Consider the following 11,107-nt stretch of genomic DNA (forward strand, 5'->3'; position numbering starts at 1 on the left):
GCTTCATATCACGTATAATATCTTCGTATGGTGTATTACTAATACCACTATATTTTTTCATTACTTTTCCATTTTGATCGACTAAGAAAAATGATGTTCCGTGAATAACTTGCCCATTCTCTGGTTTATCTACAAGCGATTGGAAGTTATCTTTTGAAAACTTTGTAATATCCTCTAGTGAATAACCTGTTAATAAGTTCCAGTTACTTGTATCTTCTGTAAACTTTTGAATGAAAGCTTTCAAATTTTCTGGTTTATCAAGGTCAGGATCTACACTAAACGAAACAAACTGAACATCCAATTTCTCTTCCTTAGCCATTTTTTGTAATTTAGCCATATTAGCAGTCATTGGCGGACAAACCGTTTGACAGTTTGTAAACATGAAATCAGCTACCCAGACTTTCCCTTTTAAATCTTTTGTACCAAACGGCTTTCCTTCTTGATTTGTGTATTGGAAAGTTTCCAAATCCCAGTTTAATGGTTTACGTAATTTTGAACCTGAACTGCTACAACCGGCAAGTACAAAGAGACAAAATACAACCATAAGACCAATTAATTTTTGATAACGCTTCATTATTAAACCTCTTTTCTCTATCCTTAATTTATGTAAGTTATGTATATCATAACAAAAGTAAATACTATGAGAAAATTGTTTACTTCATTTGTTCACGAAATCGTACGAATTTACGTATGTTACTTCTTTATTTCAAGCTAATTACTAGACAAAATATATTTTACTACTATTATTTCTCTAACCATTATTTGCGAAACAAAGTTCATTGTTAAATTTGTAAATAAATCTCCCTATTTTTTTACAATTACTTAAACATTAATCCATGTTAAACACTGTATTCCTTAACAACATTTCGGTACAATACAACTACAACGATTTTAAATGAGGTGATGTTCATGGCAAAGCGCTATGAAAATATGGATAATGTAAGTACAAAAAAATCAATTCGCTCCTTCTTACGCTGGCGTAAAGAGAGAAAGCAAAACAAAAAAGACTTTTCTTTCCTAGTAGAACAATCACCTGTTAAACAAAGTAAATTTCTGCTAAATAACTTTGAAAAAACGACTGTCACATGGATTGGTCATTCAACTTTTCTCATTCAAACGAACGGCTTAAATATTTTAACAGATCCAGTATGGGCTAATAAATTAAAGTTAGTTCCACGACTTACTGAGCCTGGGCTCACTATAAAAGAACTACCTAAAATCGATATCGTTCTTATTTCACACGGTCATTACGATCATGTAGACTTTTCATCTCTTCGTCAACTAAGCGATGATACTTTATACCTAGTTCCTATTGGGCTAAAAAAATTATTTACTCGTAAAAAATTCACCAATGTAGAAGAATACAATTGGTGGGAAAGTACAACAATTGATGAAGTCTCTTTTCACTTCGTACCTGCCCAGCACTGGACGAGAAGAACATTATTTGATATGAACACCTCTCACTGGGGAGGATGGATCATTGATAATATGACTTCTTCAGAAACCATTTATTTTTGTGGTGATAGTGGTTATTTCCAAGGATTTAAAGAAATCGGCAAACGTTTTTCAATCGATATTGCACTTATGCCAATTGGTGCCTATGAACCAGAATGGTTTATGAAAGTGTCTCACGTTTCACCAGAAGAAGCTGTGCAAGCCTATCTAGATATAAAAGCTACACATTTCATTCCAATGCACTACGGTACTTTTGCTTTAGCAGATGAAACACCAAGGGAAGCAGTAACACGACTACGAAATAACTGGAATTTACGAATGCTACCGTGGGAACAACTACATGTTCTCTTTTTAGGCCAAACTTTCACTTATAGCCCTATTGTCTCAGATAAAGAACCCGTAAAAATTACAGAAACCTCTCCTGTATAATAGAACTAATTTTTCCGAGTAATTTATCATATACTTTAAAAAATCGAAAAGGGTGTTTCCCATGAAAGATTATTTACAGACTCGCTATATCATTAGCGGAAGCGCCTGTATTGCCCTTCTCATTTCTTACTTCATATACACATAAAAAAGCTACTTGAAAATTCATTTCAAGTAGCTTTTTTATTACTCTGCTAAATACATAAAACCAATTGCTCCTGGTCCTGTATGAGTACTGATAACTGGTGTTGTATAGAAAATCTCTGATTGAGTGAATCCATTCACTTTTTCAACAGCAGCTTTTACACTTTCTGCTAAAGGAATTGCTTTAGCATGTGGAATCGCAACAGCCTTCACCACTTTTCCAGCAGTATCTTCCTCGAATATTTTAGCCAATGTTTTTACAATCTGCCCTTGGCTACGTACTTTCGTTACCGGATTATATACGCCGCCCTCTAAACTTGCGATTGGTTTAATATTAAGTAAAGAACCAATAAGTGCTTTACCTTTACCAATGCGCCCACCTTTTACTAAGTTTTCTAATGTATCTACGATTACGTATAAACGAGTATTTTTTCTCACTTCATCAATACGTTTTAAAATAGCTTCTAATGAGCTTCCTTCTCTTGCCATTTTAGCAGCCTCAATTACTTGATATGCTAATGCATGGCTAATGAATTGAGAGTCAACAACTGTTACTTTCGTATCTGTCATTGATGCAGCACTATTTGCTGTTGCAACTGTGCCACTCATTCCACCTGTCATATGAATGGAAAGTACTTCACTTCCATCTTCCCCTAACTTTTCATACATTTCTACAAATGTACCCATAGCTGGTTGTGATGTTTTTGGTAATTCTCCTGATTTCGCCATTTCTTCAATAAATTCATCTGGTTGTAAATCAACGCGATCTAAGTATGTTTGTCCATTTACAGAAATAGATAATGGTAAAACATGAATATCATACTTCTCAATCACTTCTTGAGTTAAATCTGCCGTTGAATCTGTTACAATTTTAATTTTTTGCATATTATATTCTTCCCTTTCGAATACGCTCTCCCTGTTATTATACTAGCATTCCTGATGCTTTCAACAATTTCGAATAAATTTCACCAAATTAATTATATTTTTATACCTAAAATAAAAAAGACAGAGCCTACCTAACTCTGTCCCTGCTGTGTATTATGCATTCTTTTCAAGAGTATTTGTTTTATATACATTTGAATAATCATTCCACTTCAAACAACTTTGTAAATATTCACGGAAAGAGTACGAGACTCTTGGGTTTTTATGTTTTTGAATTTTTGCAATAAACAATTGAAGACGAGACTGAATTAGAAACGCTAATGGATGCTGTGTTTGTAGGACAGGGATTTCAAATATTTTAATACAATTCCCTGTTGCATGAGTGAAATAAAAACTTTTCGTAATCACAATATCAATCCTCTTTTTCGTTGGATTTTTGAACTTCCTCCACTTTATTCTTTAACACGTTTTTTAGTGTAGGTTTCCTATGAATACTAAAATATCCTTAAACTGCCCCCGTTTAGAAGTTAATACTTCATTTATATCCACCTAATTCGAACCCTGTCCTATATATACTTTAAGACGGGAGTATTATTACCCATATATAGCTTGATAACTTCAGTATAAACTTATAAAAATGAAAAGTTTGTCTAAATTTTGGAGATTCTATAATTTTTTTCTTCTATATATTGTATACAATTATAGCTAGAGTATAACAAATAAAGTCAAACTTTAATCAGTTGGGGGTTTTGTCCACCTCCACTGATTATTAGCCTTCACCAATCGGGCTTTTACGGGTAGTTATCTCCCACCTAACTTCCTCGCATTCGCCGAATTTTGAGGTGGGAGTCTTACTGCCCACAAATAGCGGGATAAATTAAAAAGTGCCTTTATAACGAGGCACTTTTCGACTGTGTTTCTTCTTCTCTTTTCTGTTTTCGTTTACTAACTATCTTTGATAAAGCGATACTAATTTCATAAATACAAATAAGCGGTACCGCTACTAAACTATGTGATAAAAAATCTGGCGGCGATATACACGATGCAATTATAATCAACACGACATAAGCATATCTTCTTATTTTCTGAAGAAATTCTGCCGTCAGAAGACCTATACTCGTTAAAAACATAACAACTACAGGTAATTCAAATATAACAGCAAACGGAACTGTTAAATTTAATACGAAATGAAAATATTTTTCCGTTGTAAACATTGTATTAAACATCTCATTACCAATTGTAGTTAGGAAATGAAATAAAAATGGCATAACGATAAAATAACCGAAAGATAGGCCTGCTATAAATAATATAGACAATACCGGTATATACATTAATGTCATTTTTTGTTCATTGGGATGTAAACCTGGTTTTACAAATAACCAAATTTGTATCGCAGCAAAAGGAATTGTACAAACGATAGCAAATACTGTAGCAATCGAGAAAAAAATCCATAACACATCACTTGGACCGAGAACAGTTAATTTCATTGGTAAATCTTTTACAAGCCAAAAATAAATATCCTTCGTAAAAGTAAATCCAATAATTAAAAATAATACAAAGGATAATACTGTATATATTACTCGTTTGCGAAGCTCAACAATATGTTCTACTACGCTCATTTCCCGATTTTCCATCTCGTTCACCACACTTTATTTATCCATTCCGAGAAAAACTTCATCATATTCTTTTATTTATTTTTTTCCTTCTCTTGAAATGCCTCATCAGTCAATTCTTTTGTTGATTTTTTAAATTCTTTTAACGTTTCCCCTAAAGCTTTCCCAATTTCCGGTAACTTTTTTGGGCCGAATAAAATTAACACTGCTACTAAAATTAAAATTAACCCTGGAAAGCCAATATTTGAAAACATTTCCCCATCCCCTTCATAAGTAGATTCTTGTCCTACTATTCCATAAGTTCATTTTGTCAAAAAATTTTGTAAACGTCAATGTATCCGTTGTCTTTTGTCAAAAAAATTCAAAAATAAAATCAATTATACAAATATCATTTTCTATTCCTTTTGTATATGATATGGTTAAGGAAAATATAACTTATCTCAATACAGTGAAAGGGATTAACATTATGACGCAAAAAATTACAAGAATGACCCAATTTGTAAAAGAAGAAATTGCGAATGCAATTACCCATGGTATCGGTGCCATTTTAAGCATCCCTGCCTTAATCATATTAATTATTCATGCTTCCAAACATGGTACAGCATCTGCTGTTGTTGGTTTTACCGTTTATGGCGTAAGCATGTTCTTGCTATACTTATTTTCTACACTGCTACATAGTATCCATCATCCAAAAGTAGAAAAGTTATTTACCATTTTAGATCACTCCGCCATATATTTATTAATTGCCGGCACGTATACACCATTTCTACTCATTACACTGCGTGGCCCGCTCGGTTGGACTTTACTCGCAATTATTTGGACCCTTGCGATTGGTGGAATTATTTTCAAAATCTTCTTTGTTCGTCGCTTTATTAAAACATCAACATTATGTTATATCATTATGGGTTGGCTCATCATCGTTGCCATTAAACCCCTTTATGAAAATTTAACCGGTCACGGCTTCTCACTACTATTAATAGGCGGCATTTTGTATTCTGTCGGAGCTATATTCTTCCTTTGGGAAAAGCTTCCGTTCAATCATGCCATTTGGCATCTCTTCGTACTAGGCGGTAGTACAATGATGTTTTTCTGCGTACTGTTTTATGTCTTACCCGCAGCATAAAAAAAGTTTCAGCTTGTTTAAGCTGAAACTTTTTTTATTACTTATGTAATTGAGATGCAATAATATCTTTTGTATGCTGGGTTAACTCTTTAGCATCCATACTTGCATATTCTTCAGGTGTAATTGGCTTAGAAATTGTTAACGTTGCATGAGCTGGTTTCATACGATTTCCATTAGCCTCAAACATCTTATATGTACCATCTAAAGTTACTGGTAATATAGATACGCCAGATTTTACAGCAAGGTGAAAACTCCCTGCTTTAAACTCACCGATTTCGCCACCCTTACTTCTCGTTCCCTCTGGAAAAATTACGATAGAATGCCCGTTCTTTAACAGTTCAATTCCATCTTTAATTGCCTTAAGAGATTGACGGCGATCGCTGCGGTCCATAAACACACAATTCATTAGTTCCATCCATGTTGGTACAACCGGAAACTTTTTAATTTCCGCTTTTGAAACGAATCCAATTGGCTTATTTAAGTAACCTAGTAAAACAGGAATATCCATATTACTTTGATGATTACTTACAACTAGCACTGGCTTGTCTTTCGGAACATTTTCAAGTCCCTTTACTTCTACAGTCGATCCAGTTACACCCACCATTTTCTTACCAAACCAGTTTGTGGTTTTATACACAACACTATCTTTTTCTTGCGGTGACATCGCATTTGCTTTTCTTTTTATACGCCACAATCTTGGTGTAATCGCAATTACGATTAAAATTAAATAAAAGATTTTAAAAAACGTTTGAATCATACAGAACCCCCACCTATTATCATTCCGACCTTCATTATACTAGACAAACGAAGGAAAAAGAAGAAAAAATGTCCAAACAACAAGTGTTTGGACATTTTGAAGTTTTCTATATTAGAAACGTTTTGCTAATTCGCGTGCATTTACAATTGCTGCTTCCTTAATGTCTTGCGCTTTTTCAGGATTTGCATTCATTCCTTCAACTGCAATATATTCAGTGTCTGATACACCCATGAATCCTAATACTGCATTTAAGTGATTGCGACCGAAGTCCATAGATGCGTATGCTCCTTCAGAGTAAACGCCGCCTGTAGCTTGAATATGAAGTGCTTTTTTGCCTTCTAGTAAGCCAACTGGACCATTTTCAGTATATTTGAATGTTTTGCCTGCAATTGATAAGTTATCTAAGTATGCTTTCACTACTGCTGGGTAGCTGAAGTTCCACATTGGAGTCACGAATACATAACGGTCTGCATGCATAAATGTTTCTAAGTTATTGTTCATTGCTGCAACTTTTTGTTGCTGATTTTCACTTAAAGTTTCGAATCCTTCGCCTGCTGCAAATTTACCCCAAGCAGCGAATACGTCTGCATCGATTGCTGGTACAGTTGTATTGAATAAATCAATTGTTACAACTTCGTCTTGTGGATGTTCGTTTTTATATGCTTCGATGAAAGCTTCCCCTACTGCCATACTGAAAGAACCTTCTGCTGAATTTGGATTTGCTGTAATAAATAGTACTTTTGTCATTGTATTATCTCCCTTTTTCAAATTTATCTTTAATTTGAGATTTATTATTTTATAGTAAATAACTTACCTTACGTAAGTATAATACAAAAAGTTTTAATGTCTGTCAATAAAAATAGCTACTTTTTTTTCGTAAGTTAATAAGTTATATTATTTCAGTTAGTTTTTGTATATAAATATTAAGGTTTTAATCAAATAAAAAACTACCTCCATATTTCATGGAGATAGTCTTCATCAATTACTACTTTTGAAAAACATGTTTCACTTTTTCAGCCGGAATATTACTTCCACCTCTACCTTTTACATCTTCAATCATCATTGTAATGACCATATCAGGTGAATTTAAATCAAACGCAGCGAACCAACCTAGTTCTTTTCCTTCTGCCTCTTTTGATACTTTTAATTCTGCTGTTCCTGTTTTACCAGCAAGGGTCATACCATCAATTTTCGCAATTTTCCCAGTACCATCTGGATCGTTAATTACTTTTGTTAAAGCCGTTTTCAATATATCTTGAGTTCCTTTAGAAATCACATTTTCTTTCCAGGCCTTTGGTTGTTTATCTGTTTTAATAAGATATGGCGACGGAATCGTTCCATCATTTACAATCGGTGCATACGTTAAAGCTAAATGAAGAGGGGTCATTAAGACTTGTCCTTGTCCATATCCTGTATCTGCCATTTGAATATCATTTTTTATGCCATCACTTGCGATTTTAGAAACCGGGAATCCGTATTCAATTGGTAATTTCTCATCAAATCCGAATTTTTTCGCCTCAGCCATAAATTTATCTTTTCCAATTTTCAAAGCTTCTTGTGCAAAGTAAATATTATCCGAGTATTTCATTGCCTTATCAAAATCAATCGGATTTGCATCTTTTACACGTGTTACGTAATAATTGCCCCAAGAAGAATCTTTCGTCCATTTCAATCCTTCAATTTTCAATTCTTCTTTCGGATCAATTGTTTTTGTTTCAAGTCCAATTGCACCTGTAATTGGCTTAAATACAGAACCCGGAACCGATAATTGTGTAAATCGATTCGTCATCGGTTTTTTCGGGTCATTATTCCAAGTTTCGCGTTGTGCCTTCGATGTCCCTCTCGCAATAAGATTAGGATCGTATGCTGGACTACTTACAAGTGCAATCGTTTCCCCGCTTTTCGGATTAATTGCAGCACTAGATCCAGCCTCTCCTTTCATTTCATTATAAATTTTTTCTTGAGTAGCACTATCAATAGTTAAAGTTACATTTTCCCCATCAACAGCATCTGTTTTCGCTAAATTTTTAATTTCTTTTCCTTGTGCATCTTCCATGAAGACACGGCCACCTTTTTTCCCGCGTAGCTGTTCTTCCAATACTTGCTCTAATCCAGCCTTACCAACTGGTTCATCGGCTTGATAGCCTTTCTTTTGAAGCGTTTTTAAATCTTCAGCATTTACTTTTCCGATATAACCAGTAAGATGCGCTGCTGCTTCCCCTAACGGATATGTACGAACATTTACAGGTTTTGTTGCAACACCTGGTAAATCGATGTACGTATTTTGCGTTGCCCCCTCAGGCAAAATTCCAATTGGTACGAGATACCCTGGTTTTACCCATTTCGCAGCTAGTTTTTGATCAATCTCTTCTACAGACATATTTAACAACTTCGCTACCGTTTCTTTCGTTTGCGGAGCAGCATCCCCTAACTTTTCAGGAATCATTCCGATTTCAGAAGCTTTACCATTCGTCGCAAGACCTTTTCCATTACGATCGTAAACTTCACCACGTTTTGGTTGTGTTGTCTGCATACGCACTTTACTATCTTTTGTCATGCCAGGGAAAATGAAATCAGGAGTCCAATCTATTTTCCAAGACTCTTTATCCCCATCTTTTTCTTTCACCATTTTTGCTTCATGGCCAAAAGTGATTTTACCACCAACTGTATCCATGCTTACTTTAAAAGGAACAGGGCCTTCATCTTTTTTATCTTCTTTTACTTCCCCTGTTTCTACCTTTAAGTCTTTCACTTCAATACCAGAATAAATCTTTTCATATTTCTCAGTAAACTCTTTCTGTGAAATATCTTTTTTTGCATTTTCTGATAATTGATCATACATATCTGCAAATTTTTGTTTATTCCATGCTTTTACATATGTATCAAACGCTTCTTGTGGTTTTTCTTCTTTGCCGCATCCGACTAGCATTAATGCAAAGCAAAGAAAAAGAATCCCCCATATTTTTCTCAACCGATTCTCCTCCTTTTATTACATAGCGTACTTCTAAAGATTTATAGCATTCTATACATGCTAACTCTCATTATAGCACTATCGAATCCCCTCTATAAAGATACATTTAATAATATAAATAAAAAGATTGATGTGAATGCTCACATCAATCTTTTTTTATTGTTGCTTTTCATAAATATGATAATAGTACGTGTACGGATTTTTTTCATCCGTTAAGCCCTTCTCCACAAAAACTTCTTTCCAATCAGTCATATCTATTTCCGGGAAGAATGTATCTCCATCAAACGCATGATGAATCTTTGTTATATACAATTTCTCCACATACGGTAAGAATAAATCATAAATTTGCGCTCCTCCAAAAATAAAGATTTCTTCTTCATCTTTGCATAGCTCAAACACTTCTTCCGCAGAATGAGCAACTTCACAACCTTCAACATGATACTCTCCATTGCGAGTTACGATAATATTACGTCTTCCTGGCAGTGGTCTACCAATCGCTTCGTAGTTCTTTCTTCCCATAATAAGCGGGTGACCCATTGTCGTTTTCTTCACATACTGTAATTCACTTGGCAAATGCCAAGGTAATTTATTATCTTTACCAATTACTCTATTTTCGTCCATTGCGACCATAAATGAAATAATCATCTTTTCATCTCCTCTACAATTACACTGCAACTGGTGCTTTAATTGCTGGATGTGGATCATATCCTTCAATAGTTAAATCGTCCATTTCAAAATCAAACACAGATTTCACATCTGGATTTAATGTAAGTTTAGGGAACGGACGTGGTTCACGTGCCAACTGCTTTTCTATTTGTTCAAAATGATTTGTATAAATATGTGCATCACCAATTGTATGAACAAACTCTCCTACTTCGAGACCACATTCATGTGCAATTAAATGTGTTAAAAGTGAATAGCTTGCAATGTTAAATGGAATGCCAAGGAAAATATCACCGCTTCTTTGATATAACTGACAAGAAAGCTTTCCATCTGCTACATAAAACTGGAATAGCGTATGACAAGGCGGTAAAGCCATACTTGGTACATCTTCAGGATTCCAAGCAGAAACAATTAGACGGCGTGAATCTGGTGTTTTCTTAATCATTTCAATTACATCTTTTAATTGATCAAGTGTCTCACCGGCTGTCGTCTTCCAAGCACGCCACTGCTTTCCGTATACGTCTCCTAAATAACCATATTTATTCGAAAAATCATCATCTTCTAGAACATTCTTTTTAAACAATTCCATTTGCTCATCGTATTGCTTCTTAAATTCCTCATCTTGTTGAGAGCGAAGACCGAAATCTGTCATATCAGGACCATTATACTCGTCACTTTCTACCCAGCTCTTAAACGCCCATTCATTCCAAATATTATTATTATGTTGTAATAAATAACGAATATTTGTATCACCTTTCATAAACCAAAGTAGTTCACTTGCTACAAGGCGAAATGGGACTCTCTTTGTCGTTAATAAAGGAAATCCTTTACTTAGATCGAAACGCATTTGATATCCAAATACAGATACAGTACCTGTCCCTGTACGATCTTCTTTCTTCGTACCGTGCTCCATTACATGACGGCATAAATTTAAGTATTCATATTCAGCATGTTTCATATGTAAGAAAACCTTCTTTCAATCTTATATGAGATTTATCATAACATGAAAAACAGCGAATTTAATAATCCAAATTAATAAAAATTCTTTCAATATTTCTTACAAAATTATTAAC

General features: G+C 34.3%; 12 protein-coding genes. 2 read left to right on the plus strand and 10 right to left on the minus strand.

Annotation, left to right across the window (positions count from 1 at the left end; all coding sequences use genetic code 11):
• The coding region (locus V7038_RS19370; protein WP_335471434.1) for an SCO family protein at positions 1-574 on the minus strand (574 nt) is incomplete at its 3' end.
• A gap of 335 nt (positions 575-909) precedes the next feature.
• On the opposite strand from V7038_RS19370, the gene V7038_RS19375 reads away from it, so the two are divergent.
• On the plus strand, positions 910-1,884 hold the full coding sequence (locus V7038_RS19375) for an MBL fold metallo-hydrolase (protein ID WP_070128307.1): 975 nt from the start codon (positions 910-912) through the stop codon (positions 1,882-1,884).
• Between the two features lie 183 nt (positions 1,885-2,067).
• On the opposite strand, the gene V7038_RS19380 is transcribed toward V7038_RS19375, so the two are convergent.
• From V7038_RS19380 to V7038_RS19395, 4 genes are all read right to left on the minus strand, one after another.
• Positions 2,068-2,910, minus strand: coding sequence for a DegV family protein (locus tag V7038_RS19380; protein ID WP_002202148.1), 843 nt, complete (start codon positions 2,908-2,910; stop codon positions 2,068-2,070).
• A 153-nt stretch (positions 2,911-3,063) separates the two neighbouring features.
• Positions 3,064-3,315: a DUF2535 family protein gene (locus V7038_RS19385; RefSeq protein WP_002158010.1), complete on the minus strand. Its 252-nt coding sequence runs from the start codon at positions 3,313-3,315 to the stop codon at positions 3,064-3,066.
• A 482-nt stretch (positions 3,316-3,797) separates the two neighbouring features.
• Positions 3,798-4,541, minus strand: a complete 744-nt coding sequence (tatC, locus tag V7038_RS19390) for a twin-arginine translocase subunit TatC (protein ID WP_033714159.1) — start codon at positions 4,539-4,541, stop codon at positions 3,798-3,800.
• A gap of 53 nt (positions 4,542-4,594) precedes the next feature.
• Positions 4,595-4,774 (minus strand): twin-arginine translocase TatA/TatE family subunit, encoded by a 180-nt coding sequence (locus V7038_RS19395; protein WP_002012719.1) that lies wholly within the window; start codon positions 4,772-4,774, stop codon positions 4,595-4,597.
• 212 nt (positions 4,775-4,986) lie between these two features.
• Between V7038_RS19395 and trhA the strand changes: the two genes are divergently transcribed.
• The gene (trhA, locus tag V7038_RS19400) at positions 4,987-5,643 is read left to right on the plus strand and encodes a PAQR family membrane homeostasis protein TrhA (protein WP_002118985.1); all 657 of its coding nucleotides are present in this window, start codon (positions 4,987-4,989) and stop codon (positions 5,641-5,643) included.
• A gap of 37 nt (positions 5,644-5,680) precedes the next feature.
• Here the strand turns inward: trhA and V7038_RS19405 are convergent, their stop codons facing one another.
• The 5 genes from V7038_RS19405 to V7038_RS19425 form a co-directional block, all read right to left on the minus strand.
• Positions 5,681-6,400, minus strand: a complete 720-nt coding sequence (locus V7038_RS19405; RefSeq protein ID WP_002158013.1) for a lysophospholipid acyltransferase family protein — start codon at positions 6,398-6,400, stop codon at positions 5,681-5,683.
• A 111-nt stretch (positions 6,401-6,511) separates the two neighbouring features.
• The gene (locus tag V7038_RS19410) at positions 6,512-7,147 is read right to left on the minus strand and encodes an FMN-dependent NADH-azoreductase (RefSeq protein ID WP_002158014.1); all 636 of its coding nucleotides are present in this window, start codon (positions 7,145-7,147) and stop codon (positions 6,512-6,514) included.
• Between the two features lie 238 nt (positions 7,148-7,385).
• Positions 7,386-9,371 (minus strand): penicillin-binding protein 3, encoded by a 1,986-nt coding sequence (pbpC, locus tag V7038_RS19415; RefSeq protein WP_002158015.1) that lies wholly within the window; start codon positions 9,369-9,371, stop codon positions 7,386-7,388.
• A gap of 156 nt (positions 9,372-9,527) precedes the next feature.
• A complete protein-coding gene (locus V7038_RS19420; protein ID WP_002158016.1) occupies positions 9,528-10,016 on the minus strand; it encodes a dihydrofolate reductase in 489 nt (162 codons plus the stop codon).
• A gap of 19 nt (positions 10,017-10,035) precedes the next feature.
• A complete protein-coding gene (locus tag V7038_RS19425) occupies positions 10,036-10,992 on the minus strand; it encodes a thymidylate synthase (RefSeq protein ID WP_002202150.1) in 957 nt (318 codons plus the stop codon).
• Positions 10,993-11,107: the final 115 nt, after the last annotated feature.

The sequence above is a fragment of the Bacillus sp. JJ783 genome, assembly GCF_036963225.1.
GTDB lineage: Bacteria > Bacillota > Bacilli > Bacillales > Bacillaceae_G > Bacillus_A > Bacillus_A cereus_U.

Coding starts and splice junctions, on each gene's coding strand:
- tatC (WP_033714159.1), bottom strand. CDS start 4,541: ATGGAAAATCGGGAAATGAGCGTAGTAGAACATATTGTTGAGCTTCGC.
- V7038_RS19375 (WP_070128307.1), top strand. CDS start 910: ATGGCAAAGCGCTATGAAAATATGGATAATGTAAGTACAAAAAAATCA.
- V7038_RS19405 (WP_002158013.1), bottom strand. CDS start 6,400: ATGATTCAAACGTTTTTTAAAATCTTTTATTTAATTTTAATCGTAATT.
- V7038_RS19425 (WP_002202150.1), bottom strand. CDS start 10,992: ATGAAACATGCTGAATATGAATACTTAAATTTATGCCGTCATGTAATG.
- V7038_RS19410 (WP_002158014.1), bottom strand. CDS start 7,147: ATGACAAAAGTACTATTTATTACAGCAAATCCAAATTCAGCAGAAGGT.
- V7038_RS19395 (WP_002012719.1), bottom strand. CDS start 4,774: ATGTTTTCAAATATTGGCTTTCCAGGGTTAATTTTAATTTTAGTAGCA.
- trhA (WP_002118985.1), top strand. CDS start 4,987: ATGACGCAAAAAATTACAAGAATGACCCAATTTGTAAAAGAAGAAATT.
- V7038_RS19380 (WP_002202148.1), bottom strand. CDS start 2,910: ATGCAAAAAATTAAAATTGTAACAGATTCAACGGCAGATTTAACTCAA.
- V7038_RS19420 (WP_002158016.1), bottom strand. CDS start 10,016: ATGATTATTTCATTTATGGTCGCAATGGACGAAAATAGAGTAATTGGT.